The 24095-nt window shown below is 36.1% G+C and carries 21 protein-coding genes and 2 riboswitches; of the genes, 20 read left to right on the top strand and 1 reads right to left on the bottom strand.

Features of this window, described 5'->3' with window-relative positions; genetic code table 11:
- The 16 genes from ACYUJ6_RS15280 to ACYUJ6_RS15205 all read left to right on the top strand — a co-directional run bounded on the left by ACYUJ6_RS15280 (position 1) and on the right by ACYUJ6_RS15205 (position 17149).
- A complete protein-coding gene (locus ACYUJ6_RS15280; RefSeq protein WP_461843559.1) occupies positions 1-777 on the top strand; it encodes a DUF4430 domain-containing protein in 777 nt (258 codons plus the stop codon).
- Between the two features lie 26 nt (positions 778-803).
- Positions 804-2675: a cell wall-binding repeat-containing protein gene (locus ACYUJ6_RS15275; protein ID WP_461843558.1), complete on the top strand. Its 1872-nt coding sequence runs from the start codon at positions 804-806 to the stop codon at positions 2673-2675.
- A 280-nt stretch (positions 2676-2955) separates the two neighbouring features.
- Complete coding sequence (locus ACYUJ6_RS15270; RefSeq protein WP_461843557.1) at positions 2956-3714, top strand: efflux RND transporter periplasmic adaptor subunit; 759 nt, start codon at positions 2956-2958, stop codon at positions 3712-3714.
- 19 nt (positions 3715-3733) lie between these two features.
- A complete protein-coding gene (locus tag ACYUJ6_RS15265; RefSeq protein WP_461843556.1) occupies positions 3734-4429 on the top strand; it encodes an HlyD family secretion protein in 696 nt (231 codons plus the stop codon).
- 480 nt (positions 4430-4909) lie between these two features.
- Entirely contained in the window at positions 4910-6169 is a 1260-nt protein-coding gene (locus ACYUJ6_RS15260) for a benzoate/H(+) symporter BenE family transporter (protein ID WP_461843555.1), read from the top strand.
- A 16-nt stretch (positions 6170-6185) separates the two neighbouring features.
- Positions 6186-7013, top strand: a complete 828-nt coding sequence (locus ACYUJ6_RS15255; RefSeq protein ID WP_461843554.1) for a beta/alpha barrel domain-containing protein — start codon at positions 6186-6188, stop codon at positions 7011-7013.
- Positions 7014-7019: 6 nt separating this feature from the next.
- Positions 7020-7901: a molybdopterin-binding protein gene (locus ACYUJ6_RS15250; RefSeq protein WP_461843553.1), complete on the top strand. Its 882-nt coding sequence runs from the start codon at positions 7020-7022 to the stop codon at positions 7899-7901.
- A 24-nt stretch (positions 7902-7925) separates the two neighbouring features.
- Entirely contained in the window at positions 7926-8699 is a 774-nt protein-coding gene (locus tag ACYUJ6_RS15245; protein WP_461843552.1) for a 2-keto-4-pentenoate hydratase, read from the top strand.
- A 137-nt stretch (positions 8700-8836) separates the two neighbouring features.
- Positions 8837-9454: a 4Fe-4S binding protein gene (locus ACYUJ6_RS15240; RefSeq protein ID WP_461843551.1), complete on the top strand. Its 618-nt coding sequence runs from the start codon at positions 8837-8839 to the stop codon at positions 9452-9454.
- Positions 9454-10890, top strand: a complete 1437-nt coding sequence (locus tag ACYUJ6_RS15235) for a hypothetical protein (RefSeq protein ID WP_461843550.1) — start codon at positions 9454-9456, stop codon at positions 10888-10890. Before ACYUJ6_RS15240 ends, ACYUJ6_RS15235 begins: the two co-directional genes overlap by 1 nt.
- A gap of 90 nt (positions 10891-10980) precedes the next feature.
- A complete protein-coding gene (larC, locus tag ACYUJ6_RS15230; protein ID WP_461843549.1) occupies positions 10981-12201 on the top strand; it encodes a nickel pincer cofactor biosynthesis protein LarC in 1221 nt (406 codons plus the stop codon).
- Between the two features lie 41 nt (positions 12202-12242).
- Positions 12243-13019: an IclR family transcriptional regulator gene (locus ACYUJ6_RS15225; protein ID WP_461843548.1), complete on the top strand. Its 777-nt coding sequence runs from the start codon at positions 12243-12245 to the stop codon at positions 13017-13019.
- A 62-nt stretch (positions 13020-13081) separates the two neighbouring features.
- Positions 13082-14191: a M24 family metallopeptidase gene (locus ACYUJ6_RS15220; protein ID WP_461843547.1), complete on the top strand. Its 1110-nt coding sequence runs from the start codon at positions 13082-13084 to the stop codon at positions 14189-14191.
- Positions 14192-14216: 25 nt separating this feature from the next.
- Positions 14217-15098, top strand: coding sequence for a dihydrodipicolinate synthase family protein (locus ACYUJ6_RS15215; protein WP_461843546.1), 882 nt, complete (start codon positions 14217-14219; stop codon positions 15096-15098).
- Between the two features lie 82 nt (positions 15099-15180).
- Positions 15181-15377: riboswitch (cobalamin riboswitch) on the top strand.
- 331 nt (positions 15378-15708) lie between these two features.
- Positions 15709-15921, top strand: coding sequence for a hypothetical protein (locus ACYUJ6_RS15210; RefSeq protein WP_461843545.1), 213 nt, complete (start codon positions 15709-15711; stop codon positions 15919-15921).
- A complete protein-coding gene (locus tag ACYUJ6_RS15205; protein ID WP_461843544.1) occupies positions 15896-17149 on the top strand; it encodes a restriction endonuclease subunit S in 1254 nt (417 codons plus the stop codon). Before ACYUJ6_RS15210 ends, ACYUJ6_RS15205 begins: the two co-directional genes overlap by 26 nt.
- 50 nt (positions 17150-17199) lie before the next feature.
- Here ACYUJ6_RS15205 and ACYUJ6_RS15200 read toward each other — a convergent pair whose 3' ends face one another.
- A complete protein-coding gene (locus ACYUJ6_RS15200; RefSeq protein ID WP_461843543.1) occupies positions 17200-18291 on the bottom strand; it encodes a glycerol dehydrogenase in 1092 nt (363 codons plus the stop codon).
- 207 nt (positions 18292-18498) lie between these two features.
- On the opposite strand from ACYUJ6_RS15200, the gene ACYUJ6_RS15195 reads away from it, so the two are divergent.
- The 4 genes from ACYUJ6_RS15195 to ACYUJ6_RS15180 all read left to right on the top strand — a co-directional run bounded on the left by ACYUJ6_RS15195 (position 18499) and on the right by ACYUJ6_RS15180 (position 24095).
- Positions 18499-19815, top strand: coding sequence for an acetyl-CoA hydrolase/transferase family protein (locus tag ACYUJ6_RS15195; RefSeq protein WP_461843542.1), 1317 nt, complete (start codon positions 18499-18501; stop codon positions 19813-19815).
- A gap of 167 nt (positions 19816-19982) precedes the next feature.
- Positions 19983-20165, top strand: a riboswitch (cobalamin riboswitch).
- Between the two features lie 161 nt (positions 20166-20326).
- Complete coding sequence (locus ACYUJ6_RS15190) at positions 20327-21439, top strand: BMP family ABC transporter substrate-binding protein (protein ID WP_461843541.1); 1113 nt, start codon at positions 20327-20329, stop codon at positions 21437-21439.
- A gap of 72 nt (positions 21440-21511) precedes the next feature.
- Entirely contained in the window at positions 21512-23029 is a 1518-nt protein-coding gene (locus ACYUJ6_RS15185) for an ABC transporter ATP-binding protein (RefSeq protein ID WP_461843540.1), read from the top strand.
- Positions 23022-24095, top strand: coding sequence for an ABC transporter permease (locus ACYUJ6_RS15180; RefSeq protein WP_461843539.1), 1074 nt, complete (start codon positions 23022-23024; stop codon positions 24093-24095). Before ACYUJ6_RS15185 ends, ACYUJ6_RS15180 begins: the two co-directional genes overlap by 8 nt.

Genomic DNA, 24095 nt, shown 5'->3' with positions numbered 1-24095 from the left:
ATGAAAATGAAAGAAAATAAAAAGAAGTATATGATAGCCATAGGAGCTTTTGCCATATTTGCTGTACTGTTTGTTTTGGGACTTAAAGCAAATTCAATATACTCCAACACTCTTACAAACAAGCAGATGAGCGCCCAGAAGGATCAGGGAAAATCTTCTAAAAATATATCAGGAGGTTCTGCAGATTCGGCTAAGAGCGGCAAGGATGCTGCAGGCAGTTCTGCTGCCAAGTCTTCCGCTTCAGGGGGTGCTTCTTCAGGCTCATCATCTTCATCCGCTGGAAAGTCTTCTGCAAGTTCCTCCTCTGGAACCGGAAATTCAGGAAATACTGCTTCAAAAACAGAGAATCCTTCCACTGCAGCTCCAGATGGTGTTGTAAAGGTAAGTGCCACGGATCCCGAAAGCAGGGACACTTTCCAGGTTATTGATACAGTAAACGGCAGCAAGATGATTCTTGCAAAGAATATAGACAGCAGTATGGAGGGTCAGACCGTAGGTTATATAACAGAAAGAATTCTGGATGATGCCAAGATAAACTACAAAGCCACAGGGGCTGTATCCACATTATATTTTGCCGCTATAGACGGTCTTGAAGAAAAAAAGGCGGGAAAGCTTTCCGGATGGTGCTACTATATAAGAAAAAGCGGAGACAGTGTGTTTCACAAGCCGAATATAGGCAGCGGTCAATGGATTTGGCACAAGGGAGATGTGGTTGTGTGGAGGTATCTTGCAGATGGAATTCATGACGGTTATGAGGGAGACTGGGAAACAAAATAATTTTTAATAAATTTGGAGGTAGGAAAATGAAAAAAATTATTGGTAAAGCTATTATACCCGTATTTGCTTTTAGCATTGCAGCATCAGGTTTTACAGTAGATGCACATGCCCAGGAGGTAACCTCTGGTACAGGTACTGCTGTAAGCATATCAAAAAACAGGCTTTATGGAAATGATAGAATTGAAACTTCACTTAAGATAAGTCAAAATGGCTGGCAGGATGGTTCGGATACAGTGATTATAGCCCAGGGTTATGGTTATGCGGATGCACTTTGTGCGGCACCTCTTGCAAAAAAGTACAATGCACCTATAATCCTTTCCAGTCAGGATGCACTCAATGACAATATTATAAATGAGCTTAAAAGGCTTAAATCCACCAAGGCATTTGTAATCGGAGGAACAGCTTCATTATCTGAAAATGTTGTAACTCAGCTGAAAAGCCTTGGGATAAGTGATATAGAAAGGCTGGGAGGGGCAAACAGATATGAAACTTCTGTAAAAATAGCAAACAGCCTTGATAATTCTGACAGCATTGTAGTTTCTTCAGGAAATGGCTATGCAGACAGTCTTTCCATAGCACCTATAGCTGCCGGCAAGGGAATGCCCATACTTTTATCCGAAAAAGATGCTCTCCCGGATGCTGTAAACAGCTATATAAAGAATAAAAGCATAAGCAAGACCTATGTAATAGGAGGAAATGCCTCTATTAGTGATACTCTGGCAGCTTCCCTGCCAAATGCACAGAGAATTGGAGGTGCTACAAGATTTGATACAAATCTTGCCATACTTCAGAATTTCAAATCCGATCTGGATTTTAAAAATGTGTATATAGCAGAAGGAGACGGGCCTAATGGAAATGAATTTGCAGATGCACTTTCAGGTTCTGCCCTGGCAGCTGAAAGATCTGCACCTATGGTACTGACTTATAAAACCATTTCCACTGATACTGCCAATTTTATAAAGTCAAATATGGCAGGAGATACTGTACTTACTGCTTTAGGCGGAACACTTGTGGTGCCTGATACAATTTTAAATGAAATCGAAGATTTATATAATGGGAATTCTCCTGCCGTGAGCTCTTCTTTAAGTTCAGCCATAAATAAAATACTTTCAGATGGAAACCTGGATGACTGGCAGGCACTGGCAGTTGCAAGATATGGTGCAGCAGTTCCATCAAGTTATCTGACAAATCTTGCGGAAAACATAACTTCTGAAAATGGAGTTTTATCACAGCCTACGGATTATGAAAGAACTACCCTGGCACTTATGGCAGTAGGTCAGGATCCTACAAATTTTCAGGGATATAATCTTATAGAAAAGATATACAACAATACCGGTATGGATGATCAGGGAATAAATGCCTATGTATTTGCACTTACTGCACTTGATTCCGGAAGTTTTGAAATACCTGAAGGCTCTGTATGGACAAGAGACAAACTGATAGATAAAGTTTTGGAGAACAGAACTGCCGATAATGGATGGGACTATGCAGGGGACAGTGCGGATCCGGATATGACGGGTATGGCCCTCACAGCTCTGGCACCTTATAAGGACAAAGCTGAAGTAAAAGATGCTGTTGACAAGGCAGTTGATAAATTGTCCTCCATGCAGGACAGTGACGGAGGATTTTCTTCCTGGAAAGTCAGCAACAGCGAGAGTATTTCACAGGTAATAATAGGTCTTTGTGCAAATGGAATAGACCCTTCAAGTGCTGCTTTTACTAAAAATGGAAAGACACCTGTAGATGCACTTTTAAGTTATGAGGTATCTGGAGGCGGATTCAGCCATACAAAGGGAACAGGCTATAATGCCATGGCAACAGAGCAGGCCGCCCAGGCCCTTGAAGCATACAATATGTTTAAGCAAAATACAGGCACTGGCATATATAAATTCAAGTAAACCTTCACTTCACTGGTAAGCGAAATGCCAAAATACTTTAATCAGAGGGGATATGAAAAATGAATTCCATTTCTGATGTTATAGAAATACCAGTTAAATAATATAAAAACACTCTTTACAGCTGTGGCAGGTAAAGGGTGTTTTTTAGGAAAACTATCTTAAGGAAAAATTAAAGTAATAGGATTTGTTACAGCCATATTGATGTTAGGGTGTTCATGTAATAGAATAAATGTTAGTATATAAATGAACTTTAAATTATATAATTCATAGGAGGATCTAAATGAAAAGAGCTATTTTATTTTGTTTAGTTGTAGGGCTGCTTTTTAGTGGATGCAGCCCTAATAAAAACAGCAGCAAGTCCATTACCATAGATGGGCCAAGCACCGGCACCGTATTTATTATGGGCGGGAAAATTGCAACAAATGACAGCATAGATGTTAGTTCAAATATTGCAGGAAAAGTTGCAGACATATCTACGGATTTAGGCAAGAAGGTAAATGCGGGAGATGTGGTTGTGAAATTGGATACTACAGAGCTTCAAAGCAAGGTGGATGAGGCACAATCGGCAGTAAGTTCAGCACAGACAAGTTTATCTGGTGCACAAAGTGCTGCCAATTCAGATACCTCCAATGTCAGCGGATATCAATCCCAGCTTGCTCAGGCTCAGTCGGAGCTAAAGGCTTCCCAGGCAGCTCTGGATGCTGCAGTTATTACAGCACCCATTTCAGGTACGGTGAGTTCAAGAAATGTAAATGTAGGAGATATGGTAACTCCAGGCAAACCGCTTATTTCAATAGTTAACACGGATAATTTATATGTAAATGCATATGCCCCCACCCGTATTCTAAATCAAATTAAGGTGGGACAAAGTGTAGCTGTAAAAGTACCCGATGTATCGGACAATGAATTTTCAGGGAAAATAGCTGTTATTAATTCAAAACTGAATTCACAGAGCTCGGATGTGCTGGTGAAAGTAACCTTGGATAATAAAAACGAGCTTTTGAAACCGGGTATGTTTGCGGAAGTTGGATTGAAGTAATGGAGAAGGTGGGGTTAATATGAAGTTTAATATAATTTCCAGCATGAAAAAAAACCGTAAAAAAATAATTGTCGGGACATTGATAGCTGCGGCAGTAGTTGTGGTCAGCATCATTTCCTATTATGTGTATGAACATATTTACTATGTTTCTACTGATGATGCAAAAGTTACTGCGGATTTAATCAAGGTAAACCCTCAGGTTCGTGGAAAGTTGCTGCAATTTGACGGGGATGAAGGGGATACAGTTGTAAAAGATCAGATACTGGCCCGTCAGGATATGGGAAGTCTTCCTGATTCAAGCATAGATCAATCTTTAATAAGGGCACCTATTGATGGTATAATTGTAAAAAAGCAGGCAAACGTGGGAGAAAATTTATCCCCGGATAAAACCATAGCACTTTTGGCAGATCCGGATAATTTTTATATAATCACCAATATAGATGAAACGGAAACCAGGAGATTACAAGCAGGACAATCAGTGGATATAAGCATAGATGAGTATGGAGCACAAAAATTTACAGGAAAAGTGAAGTCCATAGGACATATGTCCCAGGCTGCACTGACACCCAGTTCTTATTCAGACAAGGGAAAATATAAAAGAACAGTCCAAAAAATACCTGTAAAAATCAAGTTTGACAATTCCAGCAATCTAAAAAGCAAGTTCACCATAGGGGATAATGCATCGGTGAAAATTCATGTGGTAAATAATAAATAGCAGGGTTCAGATATAATGGCAGGTATCTGTCATTGTGTCTGAGCTTTTTATTTAAAAAGATTAGTTAAATTATTGACATATTAAAAATAATTATCTATAATTATCTTATAAGAAATAATATAAAACGCAGTACGATAATATAGAACAAAGTTATATTTCAGCTGAATATGATTTAAGTATATTAGTCATATTATTGTATCTTATCTAGTTTTTTATCAAATGATTCTTAGGTTCAGGTGAAGTTTGCTCATAGGGAATACTTTTTTTATCTAAACCTTATTAACAGTATTCTTAGCGCTTTTAGCACTTAGAATACGTTATCCCTTAGGGGAAAGAACTTTATCCAGAGGCATAGCAGTGCTTTACACCAGCTTTACGAAGTTAAAAGTGTCAGCAGTGATAGCTTTCGTATAAAAGTTAATGAGAACAAGGTCAGATAATGCAGAACAAAATTATTTTATTGAATATAAGGGGGAAACTATGGAAATTCAACAGGATGAAAAAGAATTAAGATTTGAAAAGGGATATAAAATTTTAGATAGCTTAAGAGAATTACCTAAACATATCAATGGAAGTACAATAACAGCTGGTGCTGTAGCTGCAATTTTTGGGTGTACAGGCCCTGCGCTTTTAGTAATAAAGGCTGCTGCTGACGGCGGTTTGACTAATGTACAATCTATTTCGTGGCTATTTTCCATTTATTTTATAGGAGGTCTAGTTAGTATATTTTTAGCCCTAAAATATAAACAACCTATATGTGGAGCTTTCAATATACCTGCCGCTGTTATGCTTGTAACCGTACTCAAAACATTTAATATATATGAAGCTTCCGGTGCATATTTTATTGCAGGTATTATAGTGCTTCTACTAGGCATTTCGGGATTAATTGGAAAGATAATGAGATGGCTTCCACTTCCCATAGTTATGGCAATGATAGCAGGAGCCATGATAAAGTTTGGCACGGGGATAATTACCTCAACTCAATCAATGCCAATAGTAGGATTATTGACTTTAGCAGGATTTTTTATAATACCTAAAGTCACTAAAAAAGTGCCACCTGTATTAGGCGCATTGGTATTGGGAATGATAGCTGTGGCAGCAACTGGTTCATTGCATTTCAAGGCAGAAGATTTCAGATTTATTGCACCTCAGGTTATTATGCCTCAATTTAGTTTAGGAGCTACTTTATCTGTATCAATACCTCTTGCTGTATTGATTATAGGTTCTGAAAATGCTCAGGCAACTGGTGTTTTGATATCACAAGGGTATAAACCTCCAATTAATGTAATGACTGTAGTAAGTGGAATAGGGAGTATGATTACATCTTTTTTTGGAGGACATAATGCAAATGTTGCAGGACCTATGACCGCAATCTGTGCCAGTGAAGAGGCAGGAGAAGACAAGGAAGGCCGTTATGCATCCAGTGTTATAAACGGAATATTATTTATAGTTTTTGGACTTATAGCAAGTCTTGCAATGGCATTTGTTTCAGCTTTACCTGCAGCCTTGACCAATATTATTGCAGGGCTTGCAATGATAAATGTGCTGTATAGCTCATTCCATGATGCCTTTTCAGTTAATAAATTTAAATATGGTTCATTTTTTGCACTTGTTATTGCAATGAGCAACATAACTATATTTAAAATCAGTGCGCCGCTGCTTGCACTTGTAGGAGGAGTAATAATCTCATTATTGGTGGAGAGTAAAGATTTTAAAAAAGAAAAAGCTGCAGTAAAATAGGTGGTATATAATTTTTATGAGAGGGGAAATAATTGTGGAACTTAGAGAATATCTTTTTTCCGATATAAAGGATTATAAATGGAATTTTGAAATAGTTTCCAAGCAGGAAGGCGTTTTTTCAGGAACTGACAGGCTTAAACAATTGGCAGATGAATTAAAAATAGAAATTAAAAGAGTGTGCCCTGAGGGAAATAAAATTAGAACAGGAGATTGTGTATTTTCCGGGGTTGGAAATGCGGAACAGATTATAAAGGCTGAAGAAATGCTTTTAGGAACTATTGGAAAGTTTTCAGGAATTACCACTGCTGCATATGAATTTTTGAAAAAAGCTGGTGACAATATAAAGATTGTATGCGGTGCATTCAAAAAAGTACCTGGTGAAATCAGAAAAGATATTCGTCAATCCATTATTTCAGGAGGTATAGGAGTCCGCATAACAGATAAACCTTTTATCTATTTAGATAAAAATTACGTCAGGCTTTTAGGATGTGTTAAAGAGGCTGTAAGAAAAGCCAGAGAGTATGACAGCAGCAGGATTGTGGTTGTACAGCTTCGGGGGGAAATAGATCCTATAGTGCAGGAAGCAGTTCAGGCAGTGGAAGCTGGAGCAGGAATAATTATGGTGGATACAGGAAATATAGAAGATTTGAAGTCCGTTGTAAATATTTCAGAAAAAAATGGATGGCGTGAAAATATTAAGATAGCATATGCAGGAGGAATTACTTTAGGAGATATTAAAATTATAAAGGATTGTGGTGCTGATATTGTTGATGTAGGAAGGGCAATTATTGATGCTCCAATACTTGATTTTAGCCTGGATGTCATAGAAAATTTGAAAGGATGATTCTAATTGGAATGGGATTTACTTGAAAAGACTACATTTTGGATTGATAATGTAAATTTAAAAAATGCCAATCTTGGCGAAATTGCAGAAAAAGTTGCCAATGTACTTAATATGACAACCAAAGAAATTATGGTTGTAGATGTAAGACCTGGACTTTTGGCCTTTGACATTATGAAACGCAAAGTTAAAGCTGAATCGGTTATAGGAAAAGAAAAGGAAATATTACTTAGACTATCTCAAATTTCTGGAGTGGAGGTAGGAGATAATGCTGCAGTACATTCAGAAGGTATACTTGGGCTTATTGCGCTTGATTCTAAAGAAGCAAAGGATGTCCTAGAAAAATCTGCCGGACTCACTACACAAATTAAAAAGGCAGTTTCAAAACGTGCTAAGGTATTTGCTTCAGGTGCGGAAGTTATAGCTGGCAAAATAGAGGATACCAATTCTCCATATATTATAAATGCTCTGAAAAGCTCAGGATACAAGGTTAAATTTGGAGGCATTCTTAAAGATGATGTATTGGCTGCAGCCAATGGCATAGAGGAAGCGCTGGAAGAAGGGTATGGATTGATTGTAACTACAGGAGGTGTTGGAGCTGAAGACAAGGATTTCAGTGTGGAAGCTATATTGAGAATAGATAAAGAAGCTTGTACACCATGGATTTTAAAATTTAAGCCGGATTATCACAGACATCATAAAGAGGGAGTACGCATTGGGGTAGGAAAAGCGGGCATGAGTTATATAGTTGCCCTTCCAGGGCCCCATGAAGAGGCAAAACTGGGATGTGATACTTTAATAAAGGGAATACAAAAGGGACTTGAAAAGGATTTATTGGCAGAAACTATTGCTGGTGCTTTGCGTCAGCGATGGAGAAATAAAATGAAATAAAAATATATGATGGAGGATTAAAATATGAATTATAAAGAAATAGCAAAAAAACTTTTGACATCAGAGGCTAATAAGACTCCTATAGGGCAGCTTACAGAGGAATATCCTAATTTAAGCATTGAAGATGCATACCATATACAGCTTGCTGGAGTTGATATGAAGCTTTCTCAAGGACGAAAGATAATAGGAAAGAAAATTGGACTTACAAGTCGTGGAATGCAAAAGCTTCTAGGTGTAAATGAACCGGATTACGGTCATCTGCTGGATGATATGCTTATTCTTGAAGGTGACACATTAAATCGCAGTGAGCTTATCGCCCCTAAAGTAGAGGGAGAACTGGCATTTGTCCTAAAGGAAACCCTTAAAGGACCGGGAATAACAATTGCAGATGTATACAGAGCCACTGAAGGAGTTTTTCCTTCTTTTGAGATTGTTGACAGCCGTATTAAAGACTGGCACATTAAATTGGCAGATACTATTTCAGACAATGCTTCCAGTGCCAGATTGGTTTTAGGAAGCAAAATGGCTTCCGTTAAAGATTTGGATTTAAAATTGATTGGAATGATGTTTGAGAAAAATGGTGAGATGGTAAGCAGTGGTGTAGGTGCAGAAGTCTGGGGAAATCCTGCAGCAGCTGTAGCATGGCTCGCAAATAAATTAAGTGCTTTTGATATTGCACTTGAAAAAGGTGAAATAATTCTTGCAGGCGCATTTACAGCAGCAGAAAAAGCTCAGGAGGGAGATATATTTACAGTTTCTTTTCACGGCCTTGGAAGTGTAAGTATAAAATTTGTTTAATGATCAAATAAAATGAGTATATTCCCCTCCTATATTAGAGTCCCACTTTTATATAGGAGGAAAATATAAAACCTAATGAATGATTAGGAAAATAAAATTTATGTAATTTATTTTATACTAAGGAGGGAATTAATACAATGAAAAAAGTTACACTTTTACCTGATGTAGATAATGATAAATGTAAAGCATGTCGTACATGTGAAAAAGTGTGCCCTGTCCTGGCAATAAAAGTTGAAAATCGTAAAGCTGTAATTGATGCTGACAGGTGCAGGGGTTGTGCAAATTGCGAGCAAAGATGTCCATTTGATGCTATAACTATGATAAAAAGGGATAAGCCCTTGGAGATAGGTGTAGACATAAATAGTGTAAATTATGATGACATAATAGATCTTTGTGTAAAAGCACATCTTCATCCAGAGCAAACCCTTTGTTATTGTGTAGGGGTAAGAGCGGAAGAAGCGGCTGCAGCTATTTTAAAAGGAGCAAAAACTCCAGAGGAAGTTTCACTTCAAACAGGTATTCGTACAGGGTGTACCATAGAATGTATACAACCTATATTAAGGCTTTTGGATGCTGCAGGATGTGAGCTCAATCCAGTTGAAGGCGGATGGCAGTGGTATGGCAAAACAGCTACTGCATGGGACTTACCAGAGAAAGTTAAAAAGAAATATTCTTCACGTGGATTTTATTTTGAAGAAGATAGAGAAGTATTAGACAAAATTATTGATGGATGTAAGAAAGGAGAGGATAAATAATGAGATCAGCAATTACTCCCATATCTCCAAAAACATCACAGTATGGTATTGATCCATCCTTGGTGAAAACCAGAGCAGCTGACCTTCCGGGTATGACTTCAATTCACCTGAAAGAGCTTTTCCCTGATTTGCCTGATGTGATTTTTCCGGGAGAAAATGGTATAGAAAAAGTAAGAAAAGCTGCAGAAGCAGCTCTTATGAAAGTTGACATGAGTATGATAAAGCCTGAGCATTCAGTTAATATTCTAGCCTCCCATCATGGATTTACTCTTTTAGGCGGGCAGCCCTATGCAGAACTTTTAAAAACCATCAAGGATGTAATAGAAAAGCGAACTGGATGTAAGGATGTGCGTCTACGTGCAGGTGTTGGAATGCGTTTCCGTGAGACCGAGGAATATATAAAAAGATATGAACTGGATAAGTATTTTAATGGTAAGGCAATAGGGGTGGCTCCGGTAGATCAGGGAATCCCCATTGAAACTGAAATAGGTACATTATATGGACTTAAAAAGGTTTATGATGCAGACTGGATAGTACATGCGCATCACAGTGATGTCCGTGAAGTACATTTTCACCGCCAGGTGGATAAGGCAGTAAAACCTTTTGGAATGTCTTATGCCCGTATTGAAACCAGATCCACCTATCATCAGAATCTTGGACCAAGGGGAGCAAATTTTGTTGCAAGAGCCCTTTTTGATTCGGATTTTGTACAGAAAAAGTTTGCATTTGCAGCTTTTTTGGATGTTGCACCAAATGGTATTGTGGGTGTAGATGTAAACAATGATTTGTATGAATTGAATAATAAAGTAACTTTCATAGGCTGCAAACAATATGGAAAGATAATGACATTATTTGGTGAAATAGATAAGTGTATAGCGGTACTTGACTTTCCTTGTCCTGTTCCCTATGTATTTTCAGCGGGAGTAATATATGCCAATTTTGCAGGTGCCAATACGGATCTCTATGATTTGGATAGGCCTATGGCTCCATATACCTGGTATACTGAAGCTTTCTATGGCAAGAACGGTAAACCTCTATTGGAAAGCATACCTCCTATAAATCCTGCTATAAAAATGTGTATTCATAACTACGCATGGACAGGGTATCCTTCGGCTTTCTTTGCTCAACATATACCTACATTAGTTGTAGGAAGTGAGCAGGCAGAGCTGTTTAATCGAGATCCCCTCAATTTAAATTACATGGATTATGCAGCTCTTGTCAAAGATACCAAAACGGCAATGAGTTTTGCATATGCAGCTACAGGGACCAAGAATGTTATCATATTTGATGGAGCAATGGGAGCATTGAATGTAAGTGAATCCCTTGCAGAGTTACTTATCAAAAAAGCACCTGAAGTTAGTGAAAGAGTTGATAAGGAACTGCTTCCTAAATGGCTTCGTCAAAGGGGTGTTGATATATCCGTATTAAAAGAATAATTCAAAAATAGCTTGATTATATGTTCACCTGTATCTATTTGTTGTAGATACAGGTTGAATGTATAAAGAAATTTCCAGGAGGAATAGAATATGAAGATTGCTTATTTTCAGTGTGCTGCAGGTATAAGCGGAGATATGATCTTAGGTGCATTAGTAGATGCCGGGCTGAAATTGGAGGCTTTAAAGGCGGAACTTGTAAAACTGAATATACCTTTTGATCTGGAAGAAAAAAAAGTAATGAAACAGGAAATATGTGGTACCAAGGTAAATGTCATAGTAAAGGATGAACATGTACACAGACATTTGAGTGACATTGAAGTTATTGTAGAAAGCAGCCAGTTGGATTTAGAAGTAAAAGAAAAAATAATGAAGATATTTACAAGATTAGCTCAGGCTGAAGCCAAAGTGCATAATGCTGCTATAGAATCAATACACTTTCATGAGGTGGGAGCTCTGGATTCCATAGTTGATATATGTGGAGCCGTTATTGGACTGAACTTGTTAAATATTGAAAGAGTATATTGTTCTCCCATACACCTGGGAACTGGGTTTATCAAATGTGCTCATGGAATTATACCGCTTCCGGCACCAGCTGTTCTTGAATTATTGCATGGAATTAAAGTGTATTCAAAAGGTGTAGAAAATGAATTGGTTACTCCTACAGGAGCTGCCATTATATCAACTATTTGCAGTGATTTTGGAGAAATACCTCTTATGAATATTGAAAATTGTGGTTATGGAGCAGGAAATAGAGATTTGGATATACCTAATTTACTTAGAATTTGTATAGGAGATTCAGCAGCAGAGGATGAAAAAGCAAATTGTCACAGCAAGCAGTTGGCTGAAGAAGGAGAAGCTGTAAAAATAGAAGTAAATATTGATGACATGAACCCGCAATTTTATGAGTATATAACAGAAAGGCTATTTTCACAGGGGGCAAAAGATGTGTATGTACAAACCGCTTTTACTAAGAAAAATAGGATTGCCAGCATTTTAAATATAAATGTACAGAAAAAGGATTTAGACGGAGTTTTAAAGACTATATTTGAAGAAACTACTACTATTGGGGTAAAGATATTTAATTTTCACAAATATATGCTTTCCTATAAAATGGAAAAGGTGCCCACTGATTTAGGTGAAATTTCAATAAAGATAGCATTTTACGGTGACAAAATCTCGAATGTATCTCCTGAATATGGCGAATGTTGTGCTAAGGCTAAAGAATATAATATACCCATAAAGAAAGTGTATGATATGGTTAAATTATCAGCTGACAGCTATGTAAAACAAAAGTATAATAAATGTAAGTAGCTGAGATATTATGTGTAAAACGAGAAAGGGATGTATATAAGATGCCAAAAAGTAAATCGAATTTAATTCAATCGGTGGACAGAGCCTTACAAATATTAGAATGTTTTTCCAGAAGAGAAAATGAACTGGGAGTGACCCAGATTGCCAATCGATTAGATCTTCACAAGAGTACTACTTTTGGGCTTCTTAGTACGTTGGAAAACAGAGGTTATTTGAAACAAAATTTGGAAAATGGAAAGTATAAGCTGGGAATAAAGCTTTTTGAATTAGGAAAATTAGTTGAAGATGGTATGGATTTGAGAACAAGTTCACTTCCTTACCTGAAAAAATTAGTATATAAATATGACGAAACCGCTCACCTGGCCATGCGTGATGGAAATCAGGTAATATATATAGACAAGGTAGAAGGGGAAAGCGGTATTAAAATGAGCTCCCAAGTTGGTAAAAGGGCACATGTATATTGCACTGGGGTGGGAAAAGCAGTGTTAGCTTTTATGCCGGAAAAAGATGTAGAAGAAATTATAAAAAATATTAAATTTCATCAATTTACTTATAATACAATTACAGATTCAAATAAGCTGAAAGAGGAGTTAAAGGAAATAAAGAAAAGGAAGTACTGCATTGATAATGAAGAAATAGAGATTGGTCTAAAGTGCGTAGCAGCACCTATAATGGATTATAATGGCGAAGCTGTAGGTTCCATTAGTATATCAGGACCTACAAGCAGGATGAACCATGAAAAGATGAATCTTATTGCAAAAGATCTTAAAGAGATTATTATGAAGATTTCTGAAACATTGGGGTATAAAAATGTATAATTTATTTAAGAATGTAGCTAAAGAGCTTTGAATTTAAATATATAACTGCAGGAGGGGGTTTTATGGAGAAAACATATAATAAAAGATTCATTAAATTTCAGCAGGAACTTTTAAAGTCAGGTATAGACATAGCCGTGTTGGTAGATAGAGAAAATTTAATCTATTATACCGGATTGACGAATATTGAATGTATGGCTCTTGTTGTTCCCGCCAGTGGAGAGTGTGTCTGTATCACTTTAGGTATAGATTTACCATTTATAAAAAAGAACTGTGCTGTTTCAAATGTAGTGGGATATGCCTTCCCTCAAAGTAATTTAGGTGAAAAATTAGTGCAGGTAATAAAAGAAGATATGGGATTTGATTCTCCTAGAGTCGGTTTCAGCAAGTATTTTGTGGAATTTAGTGTATTTGATGCCCTGCGCAAGGGTTTAAGGGGAATGGATTTTGTGGATATAACTGATATATGTTACAGGATTCGTTCTATAAAAGATAAAAATGAAATAGAATGTATAAAAAAAGCCAGTGAATTTTTAGAAAAGGGTATGGAAGCTGCAATAACCTCTATTAAACCGGGAATGACTGAGGTTCAGGTACTTGCCGAGGCACAATATGCTATGCAGAAGTCGGGTTCAGAAGGCTCAACTTTTAGAATGCAGGTTTTAATACAAAAAAGACAGCTTATAATTCATCCTTTTGCAGGCAATTATATTATTGACAATAACCAAGCTGTTGTAATTCATTTAGGAGCTTCCTACAAGGGATATACTTCAAAGATGTGTAGAACTGTAGCACTTGGCAATGTAGATCCTGAAACAAGAAATATATACAATGTTTTAATTCGGGCCCAGAATAAAGCAATTGAAACCGTAAAAACGGGTGTATCAGTAGGAGCTGTTTATGATGCCGCCTTTAAAGTGGTGGAGGATGCAGGATACGGGAAAAATTTTATAGATATTATTGGATACGGAGTGGGATTAAGACAATCCGAATTTTATCCAATTATAAGGCGGGATGGGAAAACCATAATGGAGAAAAATATGGTAGTGGATTTATTATTGCCAACTATATATAAAAAGGAAGTAGGAGGACCCAGGATAACTGATATATTGCAGGTGACAGATACGGGTACGAAGTTGCTTACTGAATTTCCTAAAGAAATGATACAAAAGTAAATTAATTATACAAGGAGAGATTGAAATGTTTAAGGGAATAATTACACCTATGGTTACTATTTTTAATGATGATGGAACAGTAGATACAAAAAATCAAAGTATTTTAGCTGAAAAGTTGATTTCAGATGGAGTAGATGGTATTGTTGCTCTGGGAAGTGTAGGAGAATTTTTTAATCTTTCATTGAAAGAAAAGAAAGATTATGTAAAATTTATAAGTGAAGTTGTTGGTGGAAGAACAAAGCTAATAGTTGGCACAGGAAGTAATGATATAAGGGAAGTTATAGAATTAAATAAATATGCTAAAAAATATGGTGCAGATGCCGTTTTGATTATAACCCCATATTTTTTTAGTTTGAATGAGGAGTATGTTTATGAATACTATTCAACCATAGCTGCAAATACTGAACTCCCTATCTTGCTTTATAATTTTCCTGCAAGGACGTCCACAAACTTATCTCCGGGTTTCGTACTTAAATTGGTAACCGAATTTGAAAATATTGTTGGTATAAAAGATACAACTGATTCTATAAGCAATGTAAGAGGTTATGTACAAAAAGTTAAGTCATATAAAAAAGATTTTTCCATATTTTCTGGGTTTGATGAATACTTGATACCTAATTTGAATTGCGGTGGAGATGGCATAATAGGAGGTCTTACTAATGTAAAAGCGAACCTTTTTATCCATACTTACAAGGCATTTCTCAATAATGATTTGGACAAAATATCGGATTACCAGAAAAAAATAAATGGCCTTATGGAATTATACAATCAGGTAGATCCTTTTATAGTAGCGTTAAAGGAAGCAGTGAGAATTTCATTGAATCTAAATATAAATGTGTCACTAAAAAATTATAATGTAAAAGTGGATGAGAAGATAAAAGAAAAAATAAAAGAGATAATAATATAAAAATAAATTATTAAACGGAGTGCATTTGACTTATAAAAATTTTTAATATATACTACAGTTAAGAACAGATATTTTATAAAAATTTAATATGTACTGTTAGGTGCTGTTATTTTAGAGGACATTTAAATGACAGTTAAAAGGAAAAGTGCAAAAAACACTGCAGCCCACCGTTACTGTATGGATGATGAAACCTTATTTATGTCACTGGTGATATATCCGGGAAGACAAGGGAGTAAAATGAATCTGAGCCAGGAAGCCTGCCTAATAAGTGTTAATTCTTTCGGAGGGGGAGATATTACGTGGCTTAAGCAAACTGTTGCATATGTGAAGGTTAAGGAGCGTTGCCGGAAGGCAGTACGCAGTACCTTGTAGGCTTTTGTGAATTGTGCAGTATATTTTTGATTTGTAAACAGTTGTATTAACATATAAAAAGAGAATCCCTTTGGATTCTCTTTTTTATTTTTCAGCAGAGTAAATCAAATTTTTTAAAGGGTAGTTTTAAAATGATCCCTATGAAATTGGAAAATTTAGTGATGAATTAATAGATGAATTTGAAAATAGATTTAACTGCAGGTATTATAGTAAAAAATATTTTTAGGAGGCATCAATAATGGAAAAGAGATTACAGCAAATTGAAGATGAGGCGGAAGATTGCTATTTGTGGAAAGAAGAAAGAAGTTTTAAAGAGATTTTGTTCGAAAATAAAATGTCCAAACTTACTGAAAAATTGTATAGACAGATGGATGAAAGCAGTAGACTGGATATATCCATAAAACATAATCTGGAGGAACTAAAACATGGAAATTTGTTGGAAGAAAGCTAAACTGGGCAGCGTTTGCTTCAAGATAAGCAGAGGATCAACTGCAATAGGTAATGGAGAAGGTTATGTGGAATCCGGAGTACCTTTTGTAAAAAGCCAGAATATAGGCAATAACAGGTTTAATTATAAAGGGCTTGCATTTATCGAATATAATTTGGCGGAAAAGATGAAAGGTGTAAAACTGGAAAAAGGAGATATATTGATTAACATGAAGTTGAATTCTTCCCTCAGGTTTACTCTGGTGCCTGAAGATATAATAGGGGGAAGGGTAAATCAGCATGTTTCTGTAATAAGGGTAAAAAAATACATTATCCATCCTGTTTTTTTAAAGTATTTTTTAATGTGGGATAAAACACAAAATACGTTATTTTCCATGACTATGGAGGGTGAAAACAGCACATCACTTACAAAAAAAATCATTGAAAATCTGGAAATATATATACCACCCATGGCTCAGCAGAAAAGGATTATATTCATCCTCTCTTCATTAGATGACAAAATTAAATTGAATGATGAAATGAACAAAGTGATGAATGAAATGGCAGATACTATTTTTAAATATTGGTTTATGGATTTTGGACCTTTTAGCCGGGGTGAATTTCGAAAAAGCAAAATGGGAATTATACCCAGTGGCTGGAAGGTTGAAAAAATGGAGGATATAGTTCATGTAACAGACGGCACGCATGAATCACCTAAAAAAAAAGAAACAGGATATAAACTTATAACCTCCAGAAATATAAAAAACAACAATATCCAGCTTAAAAATGTTAATTTTATATCAAAAGATGATTTTGAAAAGATCAATAAAAGAAGCAGGGTGGAAAAATTTGATACGCTAATAACCATGATTGGAACTATAGGCAATACACTGTTTGTTCAGGACGAGTGCATAGATTATGCCATAAAAAACATAGGACTTATAAAAACCTCTTCAAGTGAGAAAATGGCAGAGTTTATTTTTATGTATCTGTCTTCCGATAAAATGAAAGATTATATGAAAACTAGAATAACGGGAAACAACCAGAAGTATATTTCCCTTACGGAACTGAGGAATATCCCTGTGATTATTCCTCCTGACAATGTAATCCTAGGGTTTAATAAATTGATTTCAAAGCTGTATAAAAAAATGGCCCAAAATAATTTTATGAGCAGCAATCTCATAAATATAAGGGATATATCTCTTTCAAGACTGGTTTCAGGCAAGGCACTTTTGGAAGATGATATACAATAGCAAAGAAATAAACAGCTGGGGGCAGTTACCATCCACCAGCTGCTTGTTTTTTACTTGTACATTTTTCCCACTTCGTCAGCAGTGAGTATTGCAGAATACACATCTTCTTTTGTAACTTCAAAAGGCATATTTCCCATAGTATCATTTTTATAGCAGGAAATTTCCGCTACCTTCAATAGTTCATCCTTATTTATTTCTTTAATCCCAAGATCACCTAATGTAATTGGAAGACCAACTTGAATACAGAAATTTATCACTTCCTCTATCTCTTCAATAGGACTGTTTTCAAGAATCAACTGTACTAAGGTTCCAAAAGCCACTTTTTCTCCATGATATAATTCATGGCATTCTTTAATTGCTGTAAACCCATTGTGAACAGCATGTGCAGCTGCAATTCCGCTGCTTTCAAAACCAACTCCACTCAAATAAGTGTTTGCTTCAATTATATTTTCTAAAGCCTTAGTAGGCACTTTGTTTAAGACAGATAATTTAGCCTTGAGCCCGTCTTCTAAAAGTGTATCATAACATAATCTAGCAAGTGTGAATGCAGCTTTGGTGGGTTTTCCTCCAGCCATAGTAGTTACTCCGGATTTAACGCAGGCCCTTGCCTCAAAATAAGTGGCCAATGCATCACCCATTCCTGCAATAAGCAGTCTTGCAGGAGCTTTTGCAACTATTTCTGAATCTACAAGTACAAGGTCCGGGTTTTTAGGAAGCATTAAGTATTCACTGAATACACCTTCATCGGTATATATTACAGAAAGTGCACTGCAGGGTGCATCTGTTGCAGCTATAGTTGGAACGATTACAACTGGAACACCGCCATAATAGGCAACTGCTTTTGCAGTATCAAATATCTTACCGCCTCCTACACCAATTACCACATTGTTGTTGTTATGTTTTAATTTTTTGTGAAGCCTGTCTATTTCACTCTTACAGCATTCTCCATTAAAGATTTCAAAAGATAGAGAACAATTTTTGCCTTTGAGGCTTTCTTCTATTGTTTTTCTTGTTCTCTTAATTCCATTTTCACTGGTTATTACCAAAAAACTATTACCCAGATCTTTAATATAGCTGGATATTTTCTTGAGTTCTCCGTTCCCCTGCACATACTTTCCTGTTGAAATAATAGCTTTTAACACATTGACCATCTCCCTTATTTACATATTTATGGAAATTCGTATTTACATTATAACATTAAAATAGATAATATTCAAAATATAAAGAAAATTATCTATTATCAATTAGATATATAAATATGCACCTCCGTGTGTTTGTTTTTTTATTGGCTGAATAAATTTTATATCATACATTAATATGTTAATATTGAATTGAAAGGATGTGTTGAAATGGTTTCCGTAAAATTAAAAAGTTTATATAAAAGTAAGCTGGTTAATGCTGATGAAGCTGTGTCTAAAATCAAGTCTGGTGATAACGTGGTTTTTGGACATGCAGCTGCAGAACCTAGGATGCTTTTACATGCCCTGGTAAGAAATAAGACAAGATATAGAGATGTGGAACTGTACAGTATGCTGTCCATATCTGAAAGTGAATATGTACAGGAAGGGCTGAAAGGATATATCCACTACACTTCTCTATTTCTCGGAAAGAATACAAGAGAAGCTGTTAACTCTGGAAGGTCAGACTATATTCCCTGCTTTTTTCATGAGGTCCCTAAGTTGTTTAAAGAGAATTATATACCCGTAGATGTGGCACTAATTCAGATAAGCAAGCCGGACAAACATGGCTTTTGCAGTTTTGGGGTGTCCAATGATTATATAAAGCCGGCGGCAGAGTGCGCCAAACTGGTTATTGCAGAAGTGAATGAAAATATGCCCAGGGTTTTAGGAGATTGCTTTATAAACATTTCAGACATAGATTATATAGTTGAAAGTTCCAGACCTATAATTGAAATGGAACCTCCTAAAATAGGGGATGTGGAAAAGAAAATAGGTGAGTACTGTGCTTCTTTAATAGAAGACGGATCCACTCTTCAGCTTGGAATAGGAGCTGTCCCGGATGCAGTGCTTTCATCCTTAAAAGACAAAAAGGATTTGGGCATACATTCTGAAATGATATCCGACGGAGTTATAGACCTGGTGGAATCCGGTGTTATCACAAACAGCAGGAAAAGCATCCACAGAGGGAAAATAATAACTACTTTTCTTATGGGAAGCAGCAGATTATATGATTTTGTAGATGACAATCCCATGGTTGAATGTTATCCCGTAGATTATGTAAATGATCCCATGGTTATAATGAAAAATTATAAAATGGTTTGTATAAACTCCTGTGTGGAGATAGATTTGACTGGACAAATATCTTCTGAAAGTATAGGAGTTAAGCAGATAAGCGGTGTGGGCGGACAGATTGATTTTGTAAGGGGAGCCAGTATGGCTGAAGGCGGAAAATCCATTATGGCCATATCATCCACTACAGCAGGGGGAAAGATATCAAGAATAGTTCCTTTCCTAAATAGGGGGGAGGCTGTTACAACTTCAAGGAATGATATACAGTATATAGTTACTGAGTATGGAATAGCCCAGCTTAAAGGAAAGTCACTGAGAGAAAGACATAAAGAGATTATAAAAATTGCCCATCCAAAATTCAGGGATAAACTTATAGAAGAATTTGAAAGCAGGCTTAAATGCAGATACTGTGAGTAGACAATATATTATGTTAAAATCCCTTGTATAGGTGATATAATATGCAGGAAGTGATTTATGTGAAAACGTAGATCACTTCTTTTTTAGGAATATTTGATTTGAATATGTGTTGACTGTGTAAATCTTATATCATATACTTAACAATAAGATAATAAATGGTTGTAAAAATTTAATATTTAATGTTAGGTGCTGTTTTTTAACAGTTGAAAGGAAAAGTTGAAGAAGCACTGCAGCCCCACCGCTACTGTATGGAGGATGAAACCTTGTTTATATCACTGGTAATGTATCTGGGAAGATAAGGGAGTAAAATGAATCTGAGCCAGGAAGCCTGCCTGACATTTTTGTTAATTCTTTCGGAGGGAGGGTATTATACATTTTGTTAAACTGCGTTTTATTTGTAATATATACGCAAATGGTTACATTCAGATGTAAATAATGGCGATCCGCAAGGGTCTCCTTTTTATTTTGTTCAAAAATTTTTTGACGACGAATTATAATATGGGGGGAAATTATGAAAAAATTGAGAAAAGTCAGTCTGGTTTTATTGTGTGTTATTGTGGCAATGTCAAGTTTTATAGTCGGATGTCAAAACAAGACCAAGGAGCAATCTGCCTCGAGTAATAAAAAAATTAAAGTTGCTTTTGTCTATGAAGGTCCTATAGGTGATACAGGCTGGAATTATGCCCAGGAGCAGGGCAGAAAATATCTGATGAGTCATATGCCAAATGCAGAAGTAACATATGTGGACAATGTTCCTGAAACTGCCGATTCAGAAAAAGTATTTACACAACTTGCCCAAAAAGGAAATAAAATTATATTTGGGACAACTTATGGATATATGGATTATATGGCTGATGTGGCAAAAAAGTTTCCAAATGTAGTTTTTATGCACTGCAGTGGATATAAAACTTCAAGTAATTTAGGTACATATTTTGGACGTGACTATGAAGGCAGATATCTTTCCGGAGTCATTGCAGGAAAATATACAAAGAGCAATGTAATAGGGTTTGTAGCTCCATTTTCCATACCTGAGGTGGTAAGAAATATTGATGCATTTACACTGGGGGCTCAATCGGTAAATCCAAATGTAAAAGTTAAAGTGGTTTATACAAATTCCTGGAGTGATCCGGCAACTGAAAAAACAGCCTCCAACAGTCTTGTAGATGCGGGAGTGGATGTGCTTGCAATGCACCTGGATTCTACAACTGTACCCCAGACTGCACAGGAAAGGGGAGTGTATGCAATTGGATTCAGTTCCGATATGAGATCCAAAGCTCCAAAAGCAGTACTTGGAGGAGCAGTATGGAACTGGGGACCCTATTATGTAAAAGCAGTTAAAGCTGTAGCTGATGGTACATGGAAATCATCACAATATTGGGGTGGAATTGAAGATAATTCAATAATTGACATAGGGCCTTACGGAAATATGGTAGACAGTGATGTAAGATCACTGGTTGCAAAGGATAGAAGCAATATTATAAATGGAAAATTCAATGTGTTTGAAGGACCTGTATATGACCAGTCAGGAAATCTGAAAGTTGCTGAAGGCCAGAAGCTTACGGATGAACAAATGCTTTCACTTAACTGGTTTGTAAAAGGCATTGAAGGAACAATTTCTAAATAAAGTATGTTATTTTTACATACCGGCTTTTTAAAAAAGCCGGTATGCAGATTTTAAAGGTTTGAGAGGGATAGCATGGAAAAAATACCAATAGTTGAAATGATAAATATATCCAAACAATTTTCTAAAATACCTGCCAATGACAAAATTTGTTTTTCATTAAATGAAGGAGAGATTCATGCACTTTTAGGAGAAAATGGAGCGGGAAAGAGTACTCTTATGAATATATTATCAGGGCTTTACAGGCCGGACAGCGGTAAGATAAAAATAAATGGAAAAACTGTGGAATTTAATTCACCAAAAGACTCCATAACCTGTGGCATAGGAATGGTTCACCAGCATTTTGAACTGGTGGATGCATTCACGGTTTCGGAAAATATAATGATGGGCCTTAAGAACTTAAAACAAATTTATAATAAGAGGCTTATAAACAATCAGATTGTAAAATGTGCTGAAAAATATGGGCTGAAGGTAGAGCCGGATGCAAAGATATGGCAGCTTACAGTAGGCGAGAAACAAAAAGTGGAGATTGTAAAAGTGCTGATGCATGGAGCAAAAGTACTTATAATGGATGAACCTACGGCAGTGCTTACAGAAAATGAAATAGAGGCTTTTTATAATACCCTCCATTTGCTTGTAAAAGAAGGAAAATCCATCATAATAATATCACATAAAATGAAGGAAATTATAAAAAATACCGATAGAATCACAGTATTGAGAAATGGTAAATCAATAGGCACATTTAATACAGGAGATGTGGAAGAAAACGAAATTTCAGAAATGATGATGGGAAAAGGTAAAATATATATTTTAAGTAAAAGAGCTGAAATAAAACAGAGAAAAGTTTTAGAAATGAAAAATGTATGCTGTGATTCTCTAAAAGGATCTGTAAAGTTAAAGGATATATCTTTTAGTATACATGAAGGTGAGATATTTGGCATTGCAGGAATCGATGATAATGGGCAGAGAGAACTGGCAGAAGTAATTGCAGGACTTGTTCCCATTGAAAAGGGCGATATAATTTTAAATGGATCAAGCTGTATGAATGAAAACAGGAGAAAACATATAGAAAAGGGGATAGGTTATGTACCCGAGGACAGGATGAGCACAGGACTTGTAGGAAATATGAATATCTCCGAAAATATGATACTTGAAAGTTATAGATATACTCCTGGATTTTATATAAACTGGGATAAAATATGTAAAAAAACAGCCCATGTAATTAAACAATTTGGCATTAAGACATCTTCTATAAATGATAATATCAGCGTAATGTCCGGAGGAAATATACAAAAGCTTCTTCTGGCCAGGGAAATTGAGCTGGATCCCCATATAATTGTCCTTTCATATCCCTTTAGAGGTCTTGATGTAGGTGCTTCACAATATATAAAAAAACTTTTGATAGATGAGAGAAATAAAGGCAAGGCAATTCTCCTTATCTGTGAAGAAGTTGAAGATTTATTACAGCTTTCAGACAGGATTGCCGTACTGCACCAGGGATCCATAATGGGTATAGTAAAACCTTGTCAAGTTAATGTTAAATCAATAGGACTTATGATGTATGGAAATGAAAGGGATGATTATAGTGGCTAACTCAGATTTTATAAGATGGAAGCTGGAAAAAACGAATTCCTGTTCCATGATAAAACAGATAATTGTTCCTGTTGTGTCCTTAATGGGTGGAATTGTATTTTCATCTGTTATAATTGCCATTACTGGAAATGATCCGGTAGATGTGTGCTATCAGATATTTTCGGGAGCCTTCGGATCCTTATATGGTATTTCTGAAACTGTGGCAAAGTCCATTCCGCTTATGCTCACTTCCCTTGGAGTTTCACTGGCATTTCGCATGAAGCTCTGGAATATAGGAGGAGAAGGTCAATTTTTTATGGGAGCTTTTGGGGCTTCCTGGGCTGCGCTTAAGTTTCCGGAACTTCCCATTGGAGAACTTTTAATGCTTATGTTTGTATGTGGTTTTATATCAGGGGGAATATGGGCTCTGATAGCGGCAGTTCCAAAAGCATTTTTAAATATAAATGAAACTATAAGCACACTTCTTTTAAATTATATAGCTATTTTGTGGGTTCAGTATCTGGTATTTGGCCCCTGGAAGGATCCTGAAGGTAAAAATTTTCCTGTAACTGCAACTTTTTCACAAAATGCCACTTTGCCCTCTTTTGGAAATACAGATATAAATGCAGGGCTTTTTATTGCATTTATAATTGCAATGCTGATGTTTTTGATTCTCAAGTATTCCAAATGGGGATATGAAATAAAAGTCAGCGGAAATAATAAAAATACGGCGATTTATGCAGGCATGAATTATATAAAGAATATACTGATTGTCATGTTTATAAGCGGTGGAATAGCCGGAATAGCTGGTATGGTAGAGATATCAGGCGTAATTCACAGGCTTCAGCAGGATATATCTCCAGGATATGGATATACGGCCATTATAATAGCCCTTTTGGCAAGGCTGAATCCATTTTGTATAATAATTGTTTCATTTTTTATGGGGGGACTTTTTGTAGGAGGATATAATCTGCAGACATCGGGTTTTTCGCTGAGCACAGTTTTGATGTTTCAGGGTTCTATACTGCTTTTTGTACTTGGCAGTGAAATATTGCTTAAGTATAAACTGGTGAGGAGGGGAGAGTGA

It is taken from the genome of Clostridium sp. JNZ X4-2 (assembly GCF_054889485.1).
Note: the sequence above shows the minus strand (reverse complement) of the source record. Positions and strands in the feature narration are given on the sequence as shown.

What these genes read in the sequence shown, in the direction of transcription:
- ACYUJ6_RS15280 (WP_461843559.1), top strand. Translation starts at nt 1, where the DNA reads ATGAAAATGAAAGAAAATAAAAAGAAGTATATGATAGCCATAGGAGCT.
- ACYUJ6_RS15275 (WP_461843558.1), top strand. Translation starts at nt 804, where the DNA reads ATGAAAAAAATTATTGGTAAAGCTATTATACCCGTATTTGCTTTTAGC.
- ACYUJ6_RS15270 (WP_461843557.1), top strand. Translation starts at nt 2,956, where the DNA reads ATGAAAAGAGCTATTTTATTTTGTTTAGTTGTAGGGCTGCTTTTTAGT.
- ACYUJ6_RS15265 (WP_461843556.1), top strand. Translation starts at nt 3,734, where the DNA reads ATGAAGTTTAATATAATTTCCAGCATGAAAAAAAACCGTAAAAAAATA.
- ACYUJ6_RS15260 (WP_461843555.1), top strand. Translation starts at nt 4,910, where the DNA reads ATGGAAATTCAACAGGATGAAAAAGAATTAAGATTTGAAAAGGGATAT.
- ACYUJ6_RS15255 (WP_461843554.1), top strand. Translation starts at nt 6,186, where the DNA reads ATGAGAGGGGAAATAATTGTGGAACTTAGAGAATATCTTTTTTCCGAT.
- ACYUJ6_RS15245 (WP_461843552.1), top strand. Translation starts at nt 7,926, where the DNA reads ATGAATTATAAAGAAATAGCAAAAAAACTTTTGACATCAGAGGCTAAT.
- ACYUJ6_RS15240 (WP_461843551.1), top strand. Translation starts at nt 8,837, where the DNA reads ATGAAAAAAGTTACACTTTTACCTGATGTAGATAATGATAAATGTAAA.
- ACYUJ6_RS15235 (WP_461843550.1), top strand. Translation starts at nt 9,454, where the DNA reads ATGAGATCAGCAATTACTCCCATATCTCCAAAAACATCACAGTATGGT.
- larC (WP_461843549.1), top strand. Translation starts at nt 10,981, where the DNA reads ATGAAGATTGCTTATTTTCAGTGTGCTGCAGGTATAAGCGGAGATATG.
- ACYUJ6_RS15225 (WP_461843548.1), top strand. Translation starts at nt 12,243, where the DNA reads ATGCCAAAAAGTAAATCGAATTTAATTCAATCGGTGGACAGAGCCTTA.
- ACYUJ6_RS15220 (WP_461843547.1), top strand. Translation starts at nt 13,082, where the DNA reads ATGGAGAAAACATATAATAAAAGATTCATTAAATTTCAGCAGGAACTT.
- ACYUJ6_RS15215 (WP_461843546.1), top strand. Translation starts at nt 14,217, where the DNA reads ATGTTTAAGGGAATAATTACACCTATGGTTACTATTTTTAATGATGAT.
- ACYUJ6_RS15210 (WP_461843545.1), top strand. Translation starts at nt 15,709, where the DNA reads ATGGAAAAGAGATTACAGCAAATTGAAGATGAGGCGGAAGATTGCTAT.
- ACYUJ6_RS15205 (WP_461843544.1), top strand. Translation starts at nt 15,896, where the DNA reads ATGGAAATTTGTTGGAAGAAAGCTAAACTGGGCAGCGTTTGCTTCAAG.
- ACYUJ6_RS15195 (WP_461843542.1), top strand. Translation starts at nt 18,499, where the DNA reads ATGGTTTCCGTAAAATTAAAAAGTTTATATAAAAGTAAGCTGGTTAAT.
- ACYUJ6_RS15190 (WP_461843541.1), top strand. Translation starts at nt 20,327, where the DNA reads ATGAAAAAATTGAGAAAAGTCAGTCTGGTTTTATTGTGTGTTATTGTG.
- ACYUJ6_RS15185 (WP_461843540.1), top strand. Translation starts at nt 21,512, where the DNA reads ATGGAAAAAATACCAATAGTTGAAATGATAAATATATCCAAACAATTT.